General features: G+C 62.7%; 21 protein-coding genes. 11 read left to right on the top strand and 10 right to left on the bottom strand.

The window, feature by feature from the left end; genetic code table 11:
• Positions 1-8: 8 nt before the first annotated feature.
• Positions 9-503, bottom strand: a complete 495-nt coding sequence (locus AC1VON_RS30360; RefSeq protein ID WP_483125899.1) for a YegJ family protein — start codon at positions 501-503, stop codon at positions 9-11.
• A 444-nt stretch (positions 504-947) separates the two neighbouring features.
• Between AC1VON_RS30360 and AC1VON_RS30355 the strand changes: the two genes are divergently transcribed.
• The 3 genes from AC1VON_RS30355 (at position 948) to AC1VON_RS30345 (ending at position 3,727) form a co-directional block, all read left to right on the top strand.
• Positions 948-1,190: a DUF1344 domain-containing protein gene (locus tag AC1VON_RS30355; RefSeq protein WP_172348989.1), complete on the top strand. Its 243-nt coding sequence runs from the start codon at positions 948-950 to the stop codon at positions 1,188-1,190.
• A 195-nt stretch (positions 1,191-1,385) separates the two neighbouring features.
• Complete coding sequence (locus AC1VON_RS30350) at positions 1,386-3,032, top strand: FAD-binding oxidoreductase (protein ID WP_483125898.1); 1,647 nt, start codon at positions 1,386-1,388, stop codon at positions 3,030-3,032.
• A 71-nt stretch (positions 3,033-3,103) separates the two neighbouring features.
• Positions 3,104-3,727, top strand: a complete 624-nt coding sequence (locus AC1VON_RS30345) for a hypothetical protein (RefSeq protein WP_483125897.1) — start codon at positions 3,104-3,106, stop codon at positions 3,725-3,727.
• A gap of 449 nt (positions 3,728-4,176) precedes the next feature.
• On the opposite strand, the gene AC1VON_RS30340 is transcribed toward AC1VON_RS30345, so the two are convergent.
• From AC1VON_RS30340 to AC1VON_RS30325, 4 genes are all read right to left on the bottom strand, one after another.
• Positions 4,177-4,698, bottom strand: a complete 522-nt coding sequence (locus AC1VON_RS30340; protein ID WP_483125896.1) for a hypothetical protein — start codon at positions 4,696-4,698, stop codon at positions 4,177-4,179.
• 135 nt (positions 4,699-4,833) lie between these two features.
• Positions 4,834-5,832: an alpha/beta fold hydrolase gene (locus AC1VON_RS30335; RefSeq protein ID WP_483125895.1), complete on the bottom strand. Its 999-nt coding sequence runs from the start codon at positions 5,830-5,832 to the stop codon at positions 4,834-4,836.
• A 15-nt stretch (positions 5,833-5,847) separates the two neighbouring features.
• Positions 5,848-6,978: a hypothetical protein gene (locus AC1VON_RS30330; protein ID WP_483125894.1), complete on the bottom strand. Its 1,131-nt coding sequence runs from the start codon at positions 6,976-6,978 to the stop codon at positions 5,848-5,850.
• 6 nt (positions 6,979-6,984) lie between these two features.
• Entirely contained in the window at positions 6,985-7,419 is a 435-nt protein-coding gene (locus AC1VON_RS30325) for a DUF4383 domain-containing protein (RefSeq protein ID WP_172348995.1), read from the bottom strand.
• Positions 7,420-8,158: 739 nt separating this feature from the next.
• Between AC1VON_RS30325 and AC1VON_RS30320 the strand changes: the two genes are divergently transcribed.
• Entirely contained in the window at positions 8,159-9,097 is a 939-nt protein-coding gene (locus AC1VON_RS30320; protein WP_483126398.1) for a diacylglycerol/lipid kinase family protein, read from the top strand.
• A 93-nt stretch (positions 9,098-9,190) separates the two neighbouring features.
• Here AC1VON_RS30320 and AC1VON_RS30315 read toward each other — a convergent pair whose 3' ends face one another.
• From AC1VON_RS30315 to AC1VON_RS30305, 3 genes are read right to left on the bottom strand one after another with little or no spacing between them, the layout of a single operon-like run.
• The gene (locus AC1VON_RS30315; protein ID WP_483125893.1) at positions 9,191-10,108 is read right to left on the bottom strand and encodes an NAD(P)-dependent oxidoreductase; all 918 of its coding nucleotides are present in this window, start codon (positions 10,106-10,108) and stop codon (positions 9,191-9,193) included.
• The gene (locus AC1VON_RS30310; RefSeq protein WP_172348997.1) at positions 10,105-11,319 is read right to left on the bottom strand and encodes a mandelate racemase/muconate lactonizing enzyme family protein; all 1,215 of its coding nucleotides are present in this window, start codon (positions 11,317-11,319) and stop codon (positions 10,105-10,107) included. The genes AC1VON_RS30315 and AC1VON_RS30310 overlap by 4 nt, the downstream gene beginning before the upstream one ends.
• Positions 11,316-12,932 carry a GMC family oxidoreductase gene (locus AC1VON_RS30305; RefSeq protein WP_483125892.1) on the bottom strand — a complete coding sequence of 539 codons (1,617 nt, stop codon included), beginning with the start codon at positions 12,930-12,932 and terminating at the stop codon, positions 11,316-11,318. Before AC1VON_RS30305 ends, AC1VON_RS30310 begins: the two co-directional genes overlap by 4 nt.
• 263 nt (positions 12,933-13,195) lie before the next feature.
• Here AC1VON_RS30305 and AC1VON_RS30300 point away from each other — a divergent pair, with 263 nt between their 5' ends.
• From AC1VON_RS30300 to AC1VON_RS30290, 3 genes are all read left to right on the top strand, one after another.
• Positions 13,196-14,137 (top strand): phosphoribosylaminoimidazolesuccinocarboxamide synthase, encoded by a 942-nt coding sequence (locus tag AC1VON_RS30300; RefSeq protein ID WP_483125891.1) that lies wholly within the window; start codon positions 13,196-13,198, stop codon positions 14,135-14,137.
• Between the two features lie 222 nt (positions 14,138-14,359).
• Positions 14,360-14,755, top strand: a complete 396-nt coding sequence (locus tag AC1VON_RS30295) for an acyl-CoA thioesterase (protein WP_140774704.1) — start codon at positions 14,360-14,362, stop codon at positions 14,753-14,755.
• Positions 14,756-14,902: 147 nt separating this feature from the next.
• Positions 14,903-15,106, top strand: coding sequence for a hypothetical protein (locus AC1VON_RS30290; RefSeq protein WP_172349000.1), 204 nt, complete (start codon positions 14,903-14,905; stop codon positions 15,104-15,106).
• A 168-nt stretch (positions 15,107-15,274) separates the two neighbouring features.
• On the opposite strand, the gene AC1VON_RS30285 is transcribed toward AC1VON_RS30290, so the two are convergent.
• The gene (locus tag AC1VON_RS30285; RefSeq protein WP_172349001.1) at positions 15,275-15,643 is read right to left on the bottom strand and encodes a winged helix-turn-helix transcriptional regulator; all 369 of its coding nucleotides are present in this window, start codon (positions 15,641-15,643) and stop codon (positions 15,275-15,277) included.
• Between the two features lie 91 nt (positions 15,644-15,734).
• Here AC1VON_RS30285 and AC1VON_RS30280 point away from each other — a divergent pair, with 91 nt between their 5' ends.
• A complete protein-coding gene (locus tag AC1VON_RS30280; RefSeq protein ID WP_483125890.1) occupies positions 15,735-16,340 on the top strand; it encodes an NADPH-dependent FMN reductase in 606 nt (201 codons plus the stop codon).
• Positions 16,341-16,843: 503 nt separating this feature from the next.
• Positions 16,844-17,998, top strand: coding sequence for a sulfite oxidase (locus AC1VON_RS30275; RefSeq protein ID WP_483125889.1), 1,155 nt, complete (start codon positions 16,844-16,846; stop codon positions 17,996-17,998).
• Positions 17,999-18,120: 122 nt separating this feature from the next.
• Here the strand turns inward: AC1VON_RS30275 and AC1VON_RS30270 are convergent, their stop codons facing one another.
• Positions 18,121-18,843 carry an MBL fold metallo-hydrolase gene (locus AC1VON_RS30270; protein ID WP_483126397.1) on the bottom strand — a complete coding sequence of 241 codons (723 nt, stop codon included), beginning with the start codon at positions 18,841-18,843 and terminating at the stop codon, positions 18,121-18,123.
• Positions 18,844-19,255: 412 nt separating this feature from the next.
• Between AC1VON_RS30270 and AC1VON_RS30265 the strand changes: the two genes are divergently transcribed.
• Together AC1VON_RS30265 and AC1VON_RS30260 are read left to right on the top strand one after the other, a co-directional pair.
• Positions 19,256-19,810 (top strand): winged helix-turn-helix transcriptional regulator, encoded by a 555-nt coding sequence (locus tag AC1VON_RS30265; RefSeq protein WP_172349004.1) that lies wholly within the window; start codon positions 19,256-19,258, stop codon positions 19,808-19,810.
• Positions 19,807-20,910, top strand: coding sequence for an HlyD family secretion protein (locus AC1VON_RS30260; RefSeq protein WP_483125888.1), 1,104 nt, complete (start codon positions 19,807-19,809; stop codon positions 20,908-20,910). Before AC1VON_RS30265 ends, AC1VON_RS30260 begins: the two co-directional genes overlap by 4 nt.
• Positions 20,911-20,916: the final 6 nt, after the last annotated feature.

Raw genomic sequence — 20,916 nt, 5'->3', positions numbered from 1 at the left:
CGCCACGATCAGCAGTCAAATCCGTATTTGCCGCGCATGTAGTCTGCTTCTTCCTTCGGCATTCTCTTGAACATGACACAGACGGTGAAGCTACCGACCTGCCGTCCGTCCCGGGTGTAGCCCCAATCGGAAACATCGTCCCTGGTGAATTCGATATTCTGGCCGAGGACGACATTGCGAACTTCTTCCGGCTGGTTCGCCAATATGCCGGCAAAGCCGGTTTCGGTGTGCCGGAACGGGATGACCCAGAAGTGCTCGGTAACGTTGCCGTCACGCACCTTGACCTTCAATTTGAACCGCTCGGTGCCGGAGGGAGGCGCTTCGGCAAGGGCCAGGAATTCATCCAGGCTGGCGAGCGCCTGGGCGGTCGCCGCCGTCATTTCAGGATCGCCCGGGGCAAAGGTAATCGTCTTGTCATCGCCTGGATCAGCGCCTTGTGCGCCGGCCAATCCCGGCGCAAGCGCCAGCATCAGAGATATGATGGTTCGGACTGCCAGTCTCATGGCGGCTCCCCCTCGTCGCAGCGGTTAGAATGATCCTGCATTCATTTCGAATTTGCAACCAATGCGCGAGTGTTATCCCGATTTTTATAGTCGCGGTTGAGCTTATCCATGAAACAAAACTTGTATCAATGGAAGATCGGCAGGGTGTTGCGTGATACAATCCGGGGTGGATTGTGGCGGCTGCGTGATGGCCGCGACGCGCCCGCCCCAATCGGCTAAACAACTCTTTTCGTGGACGAACTGCACGTGTCGAGTTGATCGACGCGGCTGGAAACCGCATCGAGCTCAGGCAATGTGTCAGAATTAAGCCTATGATTTCCTTTGCGAAAATTCACTCAACGTGATTTGCGGCCAGCAGGCTTTCCGGCCCAGTGTCAGTTCGTTCGGTGCTGTCGTTACCCAAGGCGACGGTCCGGAAAACCGAAACAGCACGGAGTACATCCGATGAAAAGAACCCTCGTAACCACCGCCGCTCTGCTCGCGTTCCTCGGCACGGCCTATGCCGCGTCCGTTCAGGGCACCATCCAGGCGGTCGATCCGACGACCAAGTCGATCACGCTCGACGACGGCAAGATCTACCAGCTGTCGCCGGAGGCGAAGATCGGCAAATTGAAGGTCGGCGCCAAGGTGGCGGTAACCGTCGATGACAAGACCGGCATGGTGACGTCGATCAAGAAGGCTTCGTAGAGGCTTCTCCCTTCTCCCCGTTTGCGGGGAGAAGGTGCCGGCAGTTGGATGAGGGGCAGTGCAACCCAGCGAGACTCGCCCCGTGATATCGGAACACCAGCTGCCCTGACGCCGAAGTGGCGCCATGGCTCTGCCCGGCGCCCCTATGGTTTTCGCCAAAGAGCCGCGCTATCCCTTGGGCAACGGGGGATCCGCATGGCTGACGAACAGAAAGGGTTTCGCCTGTCGCGCCGGTTGGTGCTTGGCGCGGCGGTTGTCGGCGGCGCGGTGCTGTGGGGCGGAACCACCATGGCGCGGTTGGCGCGCGGGCCTTCGGGGCCGAAGAATGCCGGGCGCATCGCAGATATCGACGGCATTGCCCTGCCGCTCAAGCCGCTGGAGAATGTCCCAGCTTTCGATCCTTCGCTGCCCTGGTCGGCCAGGGGCGGCGACATCAATGATGCCAGCGGCCTGTCGCGGACGCCGGTCTATGGCGTGGTCGAGGTCAGCGAGGAGGACCATATCGCCAGGGCGTTGGCCTTCGCCCGTGCCAACGGACTGAAAGTATCGCTGGCCGCGATCCGCCATTCGATGGGCGGGCATGCCTTCGACGACAACGCCCTGGTGCTCGACCTCAGGAAATTCAACAAGGTCACCGTCGACGCGGCGGCCAGGACCATGACCTTGCAGCCGGGCGCGCGCTGGCACGACATCCAGAACCTGCTGAATCCACGCTTCGCGGTGAAGGCGATGCAATCGACCGACATCTTTTCGGTCGGCGGCTCGCTGTCGGTCAACGCGCATGGCATGGACCATCAGGCGGGCTCGGTGGCCGGCTCGATCCGCTCCATGCGGGTGATGCTGGCCGATGGGTCGGTGTCCACGTGCTCGCCGAGCGAGAATACGGACCTGTTCCGCCACGTCGTCGGCGGCTATGGCCTGTTCGGCGTGGTGCTGGAGGCGACGCTCGATATCGTCGACAACGCCGTCTACCGTACCTCGCGCGAAATCATCAGATCCGATGATTTCCCGAAATTCTTCGCCGAGGTGCTGGAGCCGAACAAGGATATCGGGCTGTTCTACGGCCATCTGTCGACGGCGCCGGGCAACTTCCTCGAGGACATGATCGTCTATCGCTACGACAAGGTGGCCGACCAGCCGCCGGCCGACCAGCCTGAAATCGGCGAACCGGAGGGCGTCGGACTGAAGCGGGTGATCATCAATCTGGCGAAATGGGGCAGCGTGTTTCAAGAGCTGAAGTGGTTCACCGAAAAGACGCTGGAGCCGAAGTTCGAAAGTTGCACGGTGGCGCGCACCTCCGCCATGGCGGAGGGGGAGGCCTGCCTCGTCACCCGCAACAATCCCATGCACGATTCGGTGCCGTATCTGTTCAACGATTTGACTGACGAAACCGATATCCTGCACGAATATTTTATTCCACGCGCTGCCTATGTCGCGTTCATCAGCGAAGCGCGTGAGATCCTGCGCAACCAGCAACTGCCGGTGCTCAATGCCTCGGTGCGCATCGTCCACAAGGAGGATGTGGCGCTGACCTACGCGCCGGAGCCCGCCTATTCGCTGGTGCTCTACATCAACCAGCCCACCGATGCCGACGGCAATGCCAGGATGCGGGCGCTGACACGGGCGCTGATCGATGTGACGATCAAGCATGGCGGGCGCTTCTTCCTGCCCTACCAGCTGCATTACACGGCCAGGGAGTTGCTGGCCTCCTATCCCGAACTGCCGGCCTTCCTGGCGGCGAAGCGGCAACATGACCCCACGGAACTGTTTTCCTCTACCTTCTACCGTGCCATCAAGGCGCTGAGCGGGGTGGCGCAGGAAGCAGTTCCGGGAAAAGTGTAAAGCGGTTTTCCCGGGAAACCGCGCAGTGCTTTCCCTAGGGAACTGCTCAGGAATAGAGCAGGAGAACAATCATGCGTATGGCATCAGCGGCGGCCCTCACTCTTATCGCGCTGTGCGCTGGACCGGCAGGGGCCGAGGACCTCAAGGCCTTCAAGCTGACCATCGACGGCGTGGCGGTCGATATCGATCCCGGTGAGAGCACGACCATTACGCTGCCCGGCGGCAAGCAGAGCAAGGTGACGCTCGAGCGCAACGACTTCGCCACCTTTTCCGGCGACAGTTTCTCCTTCGTCCATCCAAGCGGCATTTCGGTGACCAAGACCGATCTCGGCGAAAACATCACGCAATATCTGATGGCCTCGGCGCTGGGTACGATCGTCGTGGTGCAGGAATACGGCAAGATGAACCCTGTGTCGCTCAACCAGCTGATGCTGCAGGAGATGACCAGGGAATCGGTGCAGGCCGGTGCGGAGCTGACGCAGCAGCCGACGACGCGCAAGCTTGCCGACGGAAAGGAGTTGACCGGCATCCGCGCCGAGGTGAAGACACGCACCGACACCGCGTATTTCGAGATCGTCGGCTACGGGCTTGCCGATCAGGGGCTGCTGTTCATCACGCGCGTCGGCAGCGAGGACTTGGTCACCGAACAGCCGCTGATCGACAAGTTCTGGGAGAGCCTGAAGGTCAAGATGTAGGGACCAGGGCAGTGTCTCAGTTTGGATTTGGGCTCTGGGTCGAATGCGCCTCGCTTTCCCAGCGTATTCTCGAAAACGAGCTGCTCGGCATTGGTGATTTATGAGCCGAATGGCCAAAAAGGACTTGCGATAGATGAGAAGCTCGCAAATGGACAAATATGTCTGGGCCTCAGTTCTATATTATGTCGTGATTGCAATTGGGGGTGTGGTTCTTTTTATCTTAATCAGCTTAATCGGAATATTTTTGGGTCTGTTTGCGCTGTTTGGATATTTGGCGCTGGTCATATCCCTAAATGCATGGCGACTGAGACGGCATCCGCGAAGCGTCTATCAAGTCGAATTGACCAAACGAAGACTGGGCGACTGACACCGCTGGACAGAACCCGCCGGCAGGCCTTTAATCGTGTGTCATACGTCCGCAGTAGGTCGTGAGCCGAGACGCTAGCGGACTACAGCCCCGTCGGCACCAGGCCGGCCAGCCAGTTCACCGAGCGTTTGGCCGCGTCGGCGGTCGCGGAAGCCGCGCGGCCAAGATCGGTCTTGACCACCGCATAGCCGTTCTTGGTGCGGTAGAGCACGCCTGTGCCGCCATCGACCACCTGTTCATAGGCGACGGGGCGGGCAGCATCCGCTTCGACGGCCGTCGTCGGCGTGCCGACCGGGACGCTTGGTCGACGGCTCAGTTCCGGCGGCAGCGGGCTTTGCGTCCGTACGGTCCTGTTGGCCGGCTTCAGTTCCGGGCGGGACGCGGTGGCGGCCAGTTGCGAGGAGGACGACGAACCCTTGGCGCGGCAGATGCCGGACACCAGCGGATAGTTGAAGTTGCGCTCGTGCAGGATCTGGCTCTTCATCGCGGCTTCGCACTCGGCGATCGTCGACCATTTGGCCGGCGTCTCGCCGATATATTCGCACAGCCTGGCGTCGCAGTCGCAGCCGACAATGGTCATGGCGACAAGGGCGGTCTTGATCACGGTCTTGTCCCTTCGAGATGCCCGCCCGGGCGCCCATTCAGGTGCGTGCCGGGCTTTCAGGCGGCTTGCACTTCCATCGCGCGCGAACAAGGCGGGATTTGGCCGCGATTGTGGAATGAGCATGGCGGCGCGTGCCTATTGGGCTGCCGGCAAGGTCCGTTTGAGAAAATTGGCGATCAGCCGCACCACGTCTTGCGGGCGCTCGACCTGGGGGATGTGGTTGACGCCATCGAGAACGGCCAGTTCGGCATGTGGAAACAGCGAGGCGATCTCCTGGCCCTGTGCGAGGGGCGTGGTCGTATCATCTCGCCCCCAGATGACGAGAACCGGAGGCATGAAGGCGCGATAATTCACCCGATTGGCGGCAAGCGATTTCCGCTCGTCATTGTAGAGGCCGCTGAACAGCCAGTGGCCAACGGCATTGGTGGTGCCCTTGACGTTCAAAGGGCGCGTGTAGATCGCAATGCGCTCCGCCGTGACGAGATCGTCATTCTCGATGAACTGGCGCAAACCGAACCCGGTCATGAACGGATTGGTGAAGGTCGAGGCGGTCAGGAGTTGGCGCGGCCAATCCCTGTCGAGCAGGGATGCGAACGGCAAGGCTGGCGGCTCGGTCTGGCCGAGGCCAAGCGCCACGTCGAGCAGGATCAGCGCGTCGATGCGATCCGGGGCCGAGAAGGCGGCCTCGATCACACCGCCGCCACCATAGGAGTGGACACCGACGCTGAAATGGCGAAGGCCGAGCGCGTCGGCGAACCCGAGGACGCGCTTTGCGTGGGCGGCGCGCGAATAGTCCTGGTTGGCTGGTCTTTCGGAATAGCCGAAGGGCGGCATGTCGACCGCGATCACGCGAAAGCCCTGTTCGCCCAGCGGAGCGGCGATATCGCGGTAGGTTTCGGCCCAGGAGACCGTGCCGTGGAACAGAAGCAGCGGTGGCCCGTCCGGCGGACCCCAGACCTGATAGTGCATCTTCAGCCCGTCCACGGTCGCGAACAAGGCTCCCGCCGGTGCCGCCTCCTGCGGCGACAGCGTTTCGCGCAAGGCCGCGGCGCCGCGGAAGCCGACTGGCGCGACAACGATCAGCACGACCAGCGTGAGCGCGAGCCAGCCGACAATGCGGATCAGTCGACGCATGGTGCGGCTGTCGTCTCAGTAGTCGTAAACATGTTCGAGCCTGGCGCCGGCCTTGATCAGCGACGGCAGCACCAGATGCAGCTTGCGCACGGCAACGACCATGCCGGTGCGGCGCGTCGCGGTGTCGGCCGGCAGCGGATAGCTGAACAGGATGCGCATGCCTTCTGGAACGGCGATCGAGTCGGTCGAGAGCATCGTGACCATGATCTCGTCATTGCCGCCGATCTCGACGAAGGAGACACCCTTGTCGATCAGCCGTGGGATCATGTCGGTGAAGACCTGATAGCGCTTGGTGACGAAGATGGTGCCGTCGGCTCCCATGTCGCGTTCCAGCAAGGTGTCGGGCTCGGTGCGGGTGGCTTCGCCGACCGGGCCCTTGGCCCAGACGTGGATGTCGAGCAAGGCCGGGTCGGAGGTGGCGGCGAGCGCCTGCCTTATCAGGTCGGCATAGCCCTGCTTGATGGTGTCGGCGAGACCGAAAGCGAGCTTGCGCTCGCTGGTGCGGACGAAGCTGTCTCCCGGCGCCGGCTGCACGGCAAACAGGCCGGCGCGTTTTTCGCCATAGGGAAACTGGTACCACGGCACCTGGTCGAGAAAGCCTGCGTAGTCGGCCGCCACCTTGGCCTGGTAGATGTCGGCGGCGGTGCGCTTGGCCGATGTCGCCTCGGTGATGCGGCCGACCGTGTTCTCATAGGCCCATTGCAGGATATGCTCGATCGAGTGGCTGGTGCCGATGATGACCAGCATCTGATGGTTGGCATAGTTGAACTTGTAGGGAGAACTGGCGCGGATCACCGTGGCGTAGTCCTGCCAGAAGCGGCCGACATAGGACCAGTAGGGAAAGCCGCTCGGCTGGTCCTTGGCGACGAAGCCGGCGTATTCACGCGCGGCGTAGACGATCGCCCATTCCGGATAGGTGAGGAAGGTCGATTCCTCGGGCCGCTGGTAGCCGGGGATTTCAGCGCGGACCTTGTCGGCCAGCGCCTTGGGTGGCGCGCCGTCGGCAATGCCGGGCAGCGGCGTCTTGTCGAGCGATGGCGTCGTCAGGAAGCCATAGGCGAGCCCCGCGATCGGGACCAGGATGACGATGACGATCAGCCAGAGGATCGTCTTGATGAGGCGCTTCAGCCAGCGGAACACGAGCATGGCCGGTCAGGCCGTGGCGAAGTGGTCGTGTATGCGCTTTGACAGCCAGAAACCGACATAGACGGCGAAGCCGCCAATGACGATGTGTGGCAGGTTGGCGAAGAAGCGGGCAGGGAATTCGATATCGTTGAGGGAGCGGAAGCCGTTGATGAAGATGCCGGCATCGAGGCAGCCGGAACCGGTGATCAGTCCGAGCACACCGTCGAACAGATAGACCGAGCCGAACAGCTTGAAATAGAATACCGCTTGGCGATGCGAGATGAAGGCAGCGGCCAGCGCCCAGACGCCCGAGAAGGCATGCAGCAGGTCATCGTACCATTGCAGCGAAAACAGGCCGAACAGATTGCCGTTGGCGTCGTTGAACGCCGGTATGTAGCCGACGGCGACGACGGCGAAGAACAGGAAGGCATAGCCAACGGCAAGCTTCTGGATGAGCGTCATGAAGTCTCCCCCTTCTACGAGCTCGTTTTCAAACGGACCCTGACGACATCGAACGTTAGCCGATTTTGCCGCCGGTTGCAGCCCCAGCCGAAAACACCGTAAAAATTGTGGGAGATAGATCTCAAAGACAGTCGGCGCCGGGATTTCTCCCAGCGCCTCCCTGTCAGATCAGGACACGGTCGCGGCAGCAACTTCCGTAAAGTCGTCGCGCCATGCCGGCCTTGATTTTGACGGTCCTGCCAGCCACCACCCGAAGGCGGCGTCCGTTCCAGACCACGCCGGTCTTGGCCCTTGCAGGCCTTGCCCTGCGTGCCATCGAAGGTTTTTGCCGTCCTTCATGGCAGCATCGGTCCGCCGTCGGCGTTGGCACGCTTTCCGCGGCCCCGTAGGTCTCGGCTACCGTCCCTCAAAACAGGCAAGCCTGCTCTCGCTCCGGGCCGTACGGGCCTCAGGAAATCCGCCTTTCACTTCCGCCTTTCGGCTTGGCGATCGGTAGCCGCCTGAGATGGGTTTAACGTACGCCGGGTAAGTGTCTCGGGGAATGGCCATGGGCCTGTGGATAGCGGGATTATCGGGGACCGTTTGCCACAAGCCCGGAATTTCGGCGCCGGCTGCCTTAGACAGCCTGCCCCGCTTTTTAGGGCTCCGACCGACAGCGCCCCTTGCTCCGCCGACGGGCACGGGCTTCAATGCCGGCAAACGACCGGACATGCATGTTCGGCGCCGGGGAGGGCGCGTGTTGAAAGTCGGGGTGGTTCTCAATCCGATAGCCGGTGGCGGCCGGCTGAAACGGCATTGGCCTGAGGTTGCCGCCTCGCTGAAAAAGCATTTTGGCGATTTCGAGCTGCGCGAGACGCAGGCCGAGGGCGATGCCGAACGGCTGGCCATCGACCTCGCGGCCAGCGGTTACGAACTGGTGATCGCGGCGGGCGGTGACGGCACAGCCAGCGAAGTGGCCGACGGGCTGCTGCAGGCATTTGAGGAGAGCGGCAGGATGACCGAGCTCGGCCTGCTGCCATGCGGCACTGGCATCGATTTCGCGCGCGGGCTCGGCCTGCCGAAGGCGGTGGACGCGACCTTGAAGCGGATCGCCGAGGCAGAGGGACGTAAGATCGATGCCGGCCGCATCTGCTACATCGACGATCATGGCGCGCTGGCGAGCCGCCACTTCATCAACATCGCCAGCCTTGGTCTGTCAGGCGCTACCGACCGCGCCGTCAATGCCGACAAGCGCAAGGGCAAGATGTCGGCCAGGACGCTGTTCCTGTGGCGCACCGTGGTCGAGTTCGTCCGCTACCGCTTCCAGGATGTCCGGATCACGGTCGACGACGGCACGCCTGTCGAAGCGCGCATGGCGCTGGTGGCGGTGGCAAACGGAAAGTTCTTCGGCGGCGGCATGATGATCGCGCCCGATGCCGAGCTGACCGACGGGCAGTTCGACATCGTCATCCTGCGCGCGGCGGGCAAGCTGAAGCTGATCTGGGACATCAGGCTGCTCTATGGCGGCCGGCATCGCAACCATCCGGCAATCACGATCCTGCGCGGCAAGAAAGTGGTTGTCGAACCGCTGGGTGATGTGGAAAAGAACGGCGCGTTGGTCGACATAGACGGTGAGTCGCCCGGGCGCATACCGGCAACCTTCGAGATCCTGCCCGGGGCGCTGACGCTCAGATATTGAATCAAGGCGTTGCCAGATTGATTCAAGTCTTTTCGAAACTGAATCCGGCTATCGATTCAAGCTAATGAAATCGCTTGGTTTTCTGGCTGCGGCTCAGATTTCCAACTTGGCCGGGAAACCGGGCGCGCGCAGGTCGGTACCGACGGCATCCTCAAGCAATCTGACGATCTGGGTCGACCAGGCACCGCCGCCATAGGTTTCCTTGCCCTGCTGAAAAATCGCGTTGACGCGTGACGCCAGCTCGAGCGGCACGCCGAAATCCTTGCCCATGCCCAGCGCGAAGCCAAGGTCCTTCAGCGCCAGATCCATGGTGAAGCCGATGTCGTAGGAGCCGTTGAGGACGAGCTGGCTTTCGGTCTCGTGGACGAAGCTGTTGCCGGAGGAGGCAACGATGGCGTGATAGGACTGGGCGAGGTCGAGCCCGCCCTGCTTGGCCAGCATCAGCGCTTCACCGGCGGCGACGAGATGGATGAAGGCCAGCATGTTGGTGATGACCTTGATCACCGCCGCCGAGCCAATCGGTCCCATCAGGAAGGAGCGCGCGCACATCGCCTCGATCGCCGCGCGATGGCGTTCGTAGAGCGCGGCATCACCGCCGACCAGCGCGGTGATTTTTCCAACCGCCGCCAGATGCACGCCGCCGGTGACCGGGCACTCCAGCGTCTCGACGCCTCTGGCCAAGGCGAGGGCGGCAAGCCGCACGATCTCGTCGCGGCCATTGGTCGACATCTCGATCCAGGTGCCGCCTGAAGGCAGGCCTTCGAGCAACCCGCCTGGGCCGGCCAACACTGCTTCGCTGACCTTTGGCGAGGGCAGGCAAGAGATGGCGTTGCCGGCGCGGGCGGCCGCTTCCGCGGGACTGCTCGCGGCGGTGGCGCCGAGCGCAACGAGGCGCTCGACCGCCGCTGGGTCGCGGTCGAAGACCGTGACCGCAAAGCCGTTGCGGATCAGGCTGGCGGCAAGGTTGCCGCCGAGATGGCCGAGGCCGATGAAGGCGTAGCTTTCGCTCATGGCATCAGCGGCGTCTGCATCATCTGCAGATGCAGGTCCTTGCCAGTGTAGGGATGGGCGTCGCAGACCGCTTCGTTGAGCTCGACGCCCAGCCCCGGTTCCTTCGACGGGATGACATTGCCGTCCTGCCACTCGATCTTCTTCTTGAGCAGCGTCGCGTGGAAACCGTCCCACTGCTTCAGCGATTCCAGGATCAGGAAGTTGGGCAGCGTCACCGCCAGCTGAATGTTGGCGGCACCGACGATCGGCCCGCAATAGCAGTGCGGCGCGACCTGGATGTGATAGGCCTCGGCCATGGCGGCGATCTTCTTGGTTTCGAGAATGCCGCCGGAGCGGCCAAGATCCGGCTGCAGGATGGTCGCGGCGCGGTTCTCGATGACGCGGGCGAATTCGAACTTGGTCGTCAGCCGCTCGCCGGTGGCGATCGGGATCGAGGTCGCGCGGGCTACTTGCGCCATGACCTCCGGCATGTCGGGCGGCACCGGCTCCTCGAACCACAGTGGATCATAGGGCTCGATGGCGCGGGCCATGCGCAGCGCGCCGGAAGCGGTGAATTGGCCGTGCGTGCCGAAGAGGATGTCGGCGCGGTTTCCGACCGCCTCGCGGATTGCCTTGATCATGCGGGTGGAGACATCGATGTCGAGCAGGCGCGGCTGGTGGCCGTCGAAGGCGGTGTAGGGACCGGCCGGGTCGAGCTTGACGGCATTGAACCCCTGCTCGACATATTCGAGCGCGCAGGCGGCCGCCATTTCGGGGTCGTTGTATACGTTCCTGCCGTCCGGCGCGTCCTCGGAATGGACGCTGCCGGTGTGCGGGTAGAGATAGGTGTAGGAACGCAGCGTCTCATGCACCTGGCCGCCGAGCAGCTTGTAGACCGGCTTGCCGGCTTCCTTGCCGACGATGTCCCAGCAGGCCATTTCAAGTGCCGAGAAACAGCCCATGCCGGTCACGTCAGGACGCTGGGTAAAGCCGGACGAATAGGCGCGGCGGAAGAAGTTCTCGATGTCGTGCGGATCGTGGCCGATCAGATAGCGTTCGGCCATGTCCTCGACCAGCTTGGCGGTGACATGAGCGGAGAAGGTGGCGTTGTAGGCCTCGCCATAACCGACCACGCCGCCGTCGGTGGTCAGCTTGACGAAGATGAAATACTTGCCGCCGATGCCGGGCGGGGGGTTGCCGACAACCCAGGTCTTGACGTCGGTGATCTTCATTTTTGGTCCTCCAGAACCAGTTCGGCGCCTTTCCATCCGGTCATGACCGAGGCGGCGTTGGTGTTGCCGGTGATGTTGTCGGGAAAGATCGAGGCGTCGATGACGCGCAGGCCTTCGAGCCCATGCACCTTGAGGCGCGGATCGACGACGGAGCGCGAGAGATCAGGCCCCATGCGGCAGGTCGAAACCGGGTGATAGACGGTGCCTGAGCGTTTCCTGAAATCCGTGATCAGGTCGGCGTCCGACTGGATCGACGGGCCGGGCAGGACCTCTTCCCTGATGATCTCCGCCATGGCCGGCATCGAGGCGATCTTGCGAACGAACTTCACCGCCGCCAGCATCTCCTCGACGTCGGCATTGGTGGAATAGGCGTTGGCGACGATCCTTGGATATTCCAGCGGATTGCTGGAGCGGATCATGATCTCGCCCCGGCTCGACGGACGGCAGTTGGACAGGCCGATGGAGAAGCCCGGCCAGGGGTCAGGCGTCAGGATCGGCCGCTCGCCGCTCTTCGGGATGACGGTCGAGAACGCCTGGAAATAAAGCTGCATGTTGGGGCGCGTAAATGCCGGGTCGGTGCGGAAGAAGCCGCCGCCATGGTTCATCGACAGCGACAGCGGCCCGGAACGGGTCAGGATGTACTGCATGCCGACCAGCAGCTTGCCCCACCAGGGGCGCAGGATCTGGTTCAGTGTCGGCACATTGCCCTTGAAGGTGTAGTTGATGCCGACATGGTCCTGCAGATTGGCACCGACATTCTCGTTGGCATGGACGACCGGGATGCCCAGCCCCTTGAGCAAAGCCGCCGGACCGATGCCTGAAAGCTGCATGAGCTGCGGCGAGTTGATCGAGCCGGCGGAAAGGATGACTTCGCGGCCGGCGCGGGCCGTCTTCGTCCGACCGTTCTGCAAATACTCGATGCCAACGGCGCGCTTGCCCTCGAACAGGATGCGGCTCGCCAGCGCATTGGTTTCGACGCGGACGTTTGCGCGCTTCATGGCCGGGCGCAGGAAGGCGCGGGCGGCGGACATGCGGCGGCCGTTCCTGGTCGAGATCTGGTAGGTGCCGACGCCTTCCTGGGCAGCACCATTGAAATCGGGGTTGAGCGGCAGGCCGGCCTGCTGCCCGGCGGCGAGATAGCGCTTGGTCAGCGGGTGGACGGCGTTCGTCGTGTTGCTGATATGCAGGGGGCCGCCGGTACCGCGCCATCTGTCGGCGCCCGCCTCATTGTCCTCGAGCGCCTTGAAGGCGGGCAACAGATCGTCATAACCCCAGCCGGGATTGCCGGCGGCGCGCCAGTCGTCGAAATCCTCGCGCGCGCCGCGGATCCAGACCATGGCGTTGATCGAGCTCGACCCGCCGAGCAGCTTGCCGCGGGGCCAGTGGTCGACATTGCCGCCGAGGCCTGGGTCAGCCTCGGTCTTGTAGTTCCAGTTGACGGCGGGATCGAAGAAGGTCTTGCCGTAGCCAAGCGGCATCTGCACGTAGAAGCGGCGGTCCGTGCCGCCGGCCTCCAGCACCAGCACCGAGAAACGGCCCGAGGCCGAGAGTTTGTCGGCGAGCACCGAGCCGGCCGAGCCGGAGCCGACGATGATGAAGTCAAAAGTCTGCATGATGGAAATGGGTGGCTCCGGAAAACTGGCCGCAGCCTAGACGCGACGGGTTCGCCGCGTCGCCGCGCCTTCCGGCATGCGTTGTGAAAAAAGCGACTGGGACGCCGGGTCGAGTTGCGGGGAATACCGACAATCGCGCTTGATATGCATGGGGTCGACAGCTTATGCGGGACATTATCATTATTCTGGCCCATGATTTTTCCGAAAAGTCTGCAATTTTTCGGAATCATGCGCTGGCCACTCTGCGGAAGGCAGGAAATCATATGCGGATCCTGTCGGATGCCTTCATTCCCGAGCTGCCGGGCCACTACAAGGGCAAGGTCCGCGAAAACTACGACCTTCCGGACGGGCGGCGCATCATCATCGCCACCGATCGGCTCAGCGCGTTCGACATCATCCTGACGTCGATCCCGTTCAAGGGCGAGATCCTTACCCAGACGGCACGGTACTGGTTCGAGGAAACCGCCGATATCTGTCCGAACCATGTGCTCGAATACCCCGACCCAAATGTCGTCGTCGGCACCAGGCTCGACATCCTGCCGGTCGAGATCGTCGTGCGCGGTTATCTGGCGGGGACCACCAGCACCTCGATCCTGACCCGCTACAAGCGCGGCGAACGCGACATGTATGGCATGCGACTGCCGGACGGGCTGCGCGACAATGAAAAGCTGGCCGAGCCGGTCATCACGCCGACGAGCAAGGCAGCGGATGGCGCCCATGACGAGCCGCTGTCGAGGGCGGAGATCCTCGAACAGGGACTGCTCACACAGGCACAATGGGACACCGTCTCGGATTATGCCCTGAAACTGTTCGCCCGCGGCCAGGCACGCGCTGCCGAGCGCGGCCTGATCCTGGCCGACACGAAGTACGAATTCGGCACCGACAGAAACGGCACGATCATCCTGGCCGACGAAATCCATACGCCGGACAGCAGCCGGTACTGGATCGCGGCGAGCTATGGGCAGGCCCTAGCCAGCGGCACCCGGCCGGACAGCTTCGACAAGGATTTCATCCGCTCGTGGGTGGCGGCGCGCTGCGATCCCTACAAGGACCCGATCCCGAAGATTCCGGACGAGATCGTCGAACAGGCCTCCAACGTCTATGCGCAGGCCTATGAGGCGATCACCGGCAAGGCGTTCATCCCCGACCTGTCTGGTAGCACGGTGCTGGACCGCATCCGAGCTAACCTTGCAGGTTATTTTTGAGAGGTGCGCCTCTCAGCTAGCGCCTGGTCTTACGCCGCGCAGTCGACGGAGTGGGGGAAGCCCGCTCTAAAACCCGAAGCTCTGAGAATCAGGCACAACCGGGCGAATGCCAATGTTAGCCTATGGCCCAAGGAGGCGAGGAAACAGCAGCTGCGGCGCGTTGACCTGTTCCTGCAGCGGCGATACGGGATCGATGACCATCACCTCACAAGGACTCTGCCCATGGTGCACTACGCGGACGGACGGCCGATCGGAGACCTGACGCTGCGCACGCTCGCCATGCCTTCGGACGCCAATGCGGCCGGCGACATTTTCGGCGGCTGGGTGATGGCGCAGATGGACCTTGCCTGCGGCATCCGCGCCGCCGAGCGGGCCAGGGGCCGCGTGGTGACGGCGGCGGTCAAGGAGATGTCCTTCGCCAAGCCGATGAAGATCGGCGACACGCTGTGCATCTACACCCATGTCGAACGCGTCGGCCGTACCTCGATGACGCTGAAGGTCGAGGCCTGGGCGCAGCGCTATCTCTCCGACCTGATGGAAAAGGTGACGCACGCCGATTTCATCATGGTGGCGCTCGACGGCGAGGGCAAGCCGAAGGCCGTGCCGGCCGAGAGTTGACGAAAGCTCATTCTCGCAAACCCCGTTCTCCCAGTCCCCGTTCTCCCAGTCCAGGGGCAATTGTAACATCATCCGCGCGGGCGATGCGCTCCGCGACATCCAATGGTTGCCTTCACGCCTGATTGTGCCGGCGTTGGAGGGGCGACAATGCGTCAACACATACTGAACAGCTGGCTGGTGGCAGCCCTTGTCGCCGTGATCTGCCTGCTTGGCGTAACCGCCTATGCCGCAGTCAAAGAGGACCTTCCGCGCACCTCCTGCCTGCGTGCCGGCAAGGGCGTCAGGGAGCCGGCCGCGACATGTGCGATCTGCAGCCCGGCGCCTTGCGAGAACCTGGCGCCAGGAAGCTAATGGTCATCCTGGGTTTACGATTGTCTTCATCAAAGCAGCGCCGAGCGTTGGTCGGCCTGAAGCGCCATCGGACAAGGTTGCGAGGCCTCCTTTAGAGAGCCACGAATTCCCGGCCATCAGACAACTTCACACAACGCGAAACGCCCGACACCTTGCCGTGCAAAGGTTTCAGCCGTGCATGCCGTCGAATTTTTCGCGTGCCGCGCGCACACGCTGCGTGTTCCTGCGCGCCCATTCGCCAAGCGCGCTGACCGGGATCAGCAGTTCGTGGCCGAGTTCCGTCAGCTCGTAGTCGACGCGCGGCGGGATGGTCGGGAACACGGTGCGGGTGACGAACCCGTCGCGTTCCAGCCCGCGCAAGGTCGTGGTCAGCATCTTTTGCGAGATGCCGCCGACGGCGGCGCGCAGCTCGTTGAAACGCAAAGGTCCGTCGCCAAGTTTGCCGACCACAAGAACGGTCCATTTGTCGCCGACGCGCTGCAGGATTTCGGAAATCGCGCGGCAGTCTTCGGTGCGGTGCGGGTGCCTCAGTAACAAAAAGGTGCCTCCTTGCGTCGCGAGTTGACAGTATCTCATATAGCTCCGGTATCTAAACGATACCAGCATTTTACTGGAATGGAGAGCCCCCATGTCAAAGCCGAAAATCGCCATCATCGTCGGTTCGACGCGCGCCGCGCGCTTCGCCGATGTGCCCACACAATGGATCGCAAAGATCGCCAAGTCGCATGCCGACATCGACGTCGAGATCGTCGATTTGCGTGACTTCCCGCTGCCCTTCTTCGACGAAGTCGCCTCTTCCGCCTGGGTGCCGTCGACCAACGAGGTGGCGCAGCGCTGGCAGAAGAAGGTCGCCGAATATGACGGCTTCATCTTCACCGCCGCCGAATACAATCACGGCCCGACGGCCGTGCTGAAGAACGCCATCGACTATGCCGCCAACGAGTGGAACAAGAAGCCGGCCGGCTTCGTCGGTTACGGCAGCGTTGGTGGCGCCCGCGCCGTCGAGCAGCTCCGTCTCCATGCCGTCGAGTTGCAGATGGCGCCGGTCAAGTCGGCTGTCCATATCGCCTGGGGCGATTTCCTCGCCGTGCGCCAGGGCGAGAAGAAACTCGAAGACCTCGAACACTTGAACCAGGCCGCCACGGCGCTGGTCAACGACGTCGCCTGGTGGGCCAAGGCTCTGAAGAAGGCGCGCGACGCCGACATGGTCGACGAAGAAATCAAGGCGGCCTGATCGCCGGCCGAATTATCCTCCCAAGGGATATGGGGCGGCGCTTGCGCCGCCCTTTTCAATTGTGTGAAACCGCTTGTGGCCGGTGGCCCGGTAGCCGCTACCAATCCGGGTTGCCTTGCACGACACCAGCCCGAACGCCTATGCGCAAGGCCAGGGACGGGCGGTGAGAGGCTTTAGTGCCCCTCAGCTAGAACAGGACACCGTCAAGCGAACACTTAGTGCCGGAAGCGGGTCCCGAACTGCAACGGAACGGAAATCGGCCGCAAGGTCAACATATCCCGTCCAAGTTGTGGACACATCCTTTTTCCGGGCGCACTCTCCAAGCACGAAACCCAAGCTAGAGTTTCGTCCAATGCTTTACATGCTTGAGACGCGTCGCTGACCGCATGACCCATCCGGATTACTTCCGGGTGGCAGTCGTTCCTTTGTGCGCCTGTCCGAGATCAGGCTATGGCCCGAATAGCACGCTGCAGCCCGTTCCGGACCAACTGGGAGGAAACAGCATGCCTCATCTTCAACGCAGAGAACTTATCCAGGGAAGTGTGGCCGTTGCCGCAATTGCCGCTCTCCATACCTCGCGTGTTTACGCTTTTCCTACACGGCCCGGCGAGAAGATCGTCGAATGGCTCGACAAACTACCGCCGAACCCTGTTCCGGAGGTCATCAAGAACCAGCTCGTCTGGGAGAGACTCAATTCCTGGGTAACGCCCAACGACAAATTCTTTTCAATCGCGCACTTCAACCGACCGGTCATCGACGAGAGCACGTGGAAGCTCGAAATCGATGGCATGGTCAAAAAGCCGATGGCCCTGACGCTTGCCGACATCAAGGCCCGTCCGCGCCAGGAAGTCACGTTCACGATTGAATGTTCGGGCAATACCGGCCTTCCGTTTTTCAACGGCGGCATCGGCAACGCGCGCTGGGCGGGCACACCGCTCGCACCGATCCTGAAGGAAGCCGGGGTCCTCGACAGCGGCATCGAGGTCGTCTTCTGGGGTGCCGACGAAGGCGAGATCAAACGAGCCGACGAGGTCAAGTTCAAGCAAAATTTCGCGCGCAGCATGTCGGTCGCCGAAGCCATGGATCCAAAAAACATCCTTTGCTACGAGATGAACGGCGCTCCCTTGCCGCCCGACAACGGTTTCCCGCTGCGGCTGGTGGCGCCGGGCTGGTACGGGGTCGCCAACGCGAAATGGCTCAAGCGCATTGACGTGCGCGACCAGCGCTTCGAGAACCGGTTCATGGGACGCGACTACGTCACGCTTCGCGAGGAAGACCATAAAGGCGAGACCGTGTGGGTGGAAACCTCCGTTGGCCGGGCGCGCCTCAAATCGGCGCCGGCCCGGGTCACTCAGGTCGGTAGCAACTACCGCATCGTCGGAGCCGCCTGGGGCGCGCCGGTCGACCGGGTCGAGGTGAAGATCGACGATGGGCCGTGGATGCCGGCGACCATCGACCATACGGAGGAGGCGGAGTTTGCCTGGAAGATGTGGTCTCTCGACTGGCCCAAGCCTTCCGCCGGGGAGCACACCGTCACCTCGCGCGCGATCGATACGAGCGGCAATATCCAGCCGGCGATGAGTGATCCGTGGATCGCCAAAAAACACACCTACTGGGAGAGCAACGGACAGGTGACACGCCGCATTCAGATCGGTTGACGGTAACGCCGGTCAAGTCGGCTCTCCATAGCGCCTAGGACGACTTCCTCGCCGTGCGCCAGGGCCAGAAGAAGCTCGAAGATAGGGGGCGGCGCTTGCGCCGCCCTTTTCAATTACAGCGGCTATAGCGGTTCAAATCGAAAGCCGCCGCCAGACCGCACGACACGGCCAATGCCGGGCGAGTCCAGATGTGCGCCGGCAACGAAGCAATGATCGTCCGCCGCAAGAGCCAGCAGCCGCAACCGGCTCTCGCGCGCCTGGTCCTGATCCCCATCGAACTCCCACGTCACCTCAGGCCGATCGAACTGAAGCGACGGGACGTGGACGGTGTCGCCCCAGATCAAAATGCGCTCGCCGCCGCTCGAAACGCGAAAGCAGCTGTGACCGACCTCATGGCCATGAGCGCCGATAATGTCGACATGGGTCCCGATACTGTCTCCGGCTTCGAATGGTCGCGCCATGCCGTGAAATCGCTTGAGCCGCGCTACGGCGCGGAAGAGGCCGAGTTCCTGCCTGGGAACCAGCAGGCGCGCCAGGCGCGGGAAAGCGTCCCGACCGTCGGCAAGCACAAGGCCATGGATGTGGTCGAGATGCGTATGGGTGAAGCAGACAGTGTGGACTTTTTCGACATCGATGCCGGCTTCGTCCAGCGCCTCGGGAAGCCGGCCCATGGTCGGGTGCCAGGCATTCGAGGCGCCGGTATCGATCAGCGTAATCTCATTCCCATCGTCGATCGCGAAGGCATTGACCGAAAGCCTGAGCTGACCGCCAATCAACGCGACCTGTGGCGGCAAATCATCGCCAAATGGCTTGTCGCCGTTTTGCCGAAGCCGCCCGACCGGCATGTCGACATAGCCATCGCGCAAGGCGGTGATGCGCAGGTCGCCAAGAGTATAGGTCCAATGAAATTCGCCCGAAGCTATGCGGTGCATTCGCCGTTCCGTTCTGTAGATATCGACAGTCTGCAATGAGTAGCCAGTGTCCGCAACCCGCCCGGTCAATTCGATCCAAGCCAATTGTGCGTGCTGCGCCTGCCGTGGCCGGATGATGCAGTCGGCGAGGCGGTGCTTCTCGTCCAGCTCATTCGCGGGCGACCAGCGGTGTACCGTTAGGCCCTGTCTCACCCTGTGGGCCGGATGGATCTCCATCCACGATCTCCAACGACGAAAGCCACCTCGTTCCGATCACGCCTGAGTGACTTGCATAATGAAACTAACTTGGCTAGGAGTCACTTTCATCTTGAAAGAGACTCCGGCCATGGTTGCAAAAACAAGCTTCGAAACACGCCCGTGCCCCATCGCGCGCAGCCTCGACGATGTCGGCGAGTGGTGGAGTATCCTGTTGCTCAGGGACGCGTTCCAGGGGCTGACGCGCTTCGATCAGTTTCAAAAGAGCCTGGAGATCGCGCCCAACATTTTGACGCGCCGTCTGAACAGCCTGGTCGAGCGTGGGCTGTTCGAAAAGCGCGCCTACTGCGAGCGGCCGCTTCGCCATGAATATCTGCTGACGGCAAAAGCGCGCGATTTCCGTCCGGTGCTGCTCTCCCTGCTCGCCTGGGGCAACAAGCATCTCGCGCCCGAGGGCCCGAGCCTGGTGGTGGTGGACAAGGCCGACGGGCGCTGGGCCGAGCCCGTGCTGGTCGACCGCGAGAGCGGCAGGCAACTCGACAGCGAGGGCTTCACCATGGCGACGGCACCCAAGGCCACCGATCGCATGCGGCGGCGCTATCGCTTCAGCAGCGAGGGCTCCGGCCTGCCGCTCATCGACAACACTTTGGTTGATCAAAGCCGCGAAGAGGCGCTGGGCAAATGAACAAGGTTCTCTCCGCTGCCGAGTTGCAGCCAGCGCAGCCGTCGGTCGTCCAGATTCCCGCGCCTGCAAAGAACCGGCGCAAGCCGTTCGTCATGCTGGGCGCCGCGATCGTGATCGGCGTCGCCGGCTGGTATGGCTTTCAGTGGTGGCAGGCCGGCCGTTTCCTCATGTCGACCGACGATGCCTATGTCGGCGGTAACGTCACGCCGCTGGCGCCACGGGTCGCCGGGCATATCGATCAGATCCTCGTCGAGGACAACCAGCATGTCGCCGCCGGCCAACTCATCATCCGCATCGACGACCGGCCCTTCAAGGCAGCGGTGGAGCGTGCGCAGGCATCCGTCCAGCAGCAGCAGTCCGCGCTCGACAATCTCCGTGCCCAGGTCTCGCTGCAGAATTCGCTGATCGAACAAGCGCAGGCTGATCTCGAAGCCAAGAGTGCCGCCGCTACGTTCACCGCACAGGACGCTCAACGCTATGCGGTGCTGGCCAGCACCAAGGCCGGCTCACAGCAGGACGCCCAGAGAAGTCTCGCCGCCGACGGCCAGGCCAAGGCTTCCGTCGCCGCCTCGCGCGCCGGGCTTGCAGCCGCCAAACAGCAGCTCGATGTGCTCCACACGCAGATTGCGGAGGCGACCGCTGCCGTGGCGGCCGCCAAGGCCGATCTCGATACGGCTGAACTCGATCTCGGCTTCACGCAGATCCGCTCGCCCATCGACGGCCTCGTCGGCAACCGGCTGGCGCAGGTCGGCACCTATGTCTCGCCGGGCAGCTATCTCCTGACGATTGTCCCGGAGAAGGGTCTGTGGGTCGATGCCAATTTCAAGGAAGACCAGTTGCGCAGCATGGCCGACGGCCAGGCGGCGACGGTCTATACCGACATTGCCCCCGACGCGCCGCTCAAGGGGCATGTTACCAGCCTGGGACCGGCGACCGGAGCGATCTTCAGCGTCATCCCGGCGCAGAACGCGACGGGCAATTTCACCAAGATCGTCCAGCGCGTTCCCGTCCGGATCACCATCGACCCGGATCAGGCGCACAAGGTCGCGCTGCGGCCGGGCCTATCCACCGTCGTGACGGTCGATACCGGCTCGCACTGAGGACGC

Source organism: Mesorhizobium sp. HAY1-8B, assembly GCF_056868045.1.
This window is presented reverse-complemented; position numbering and strand designations above follow the sequence as displayed.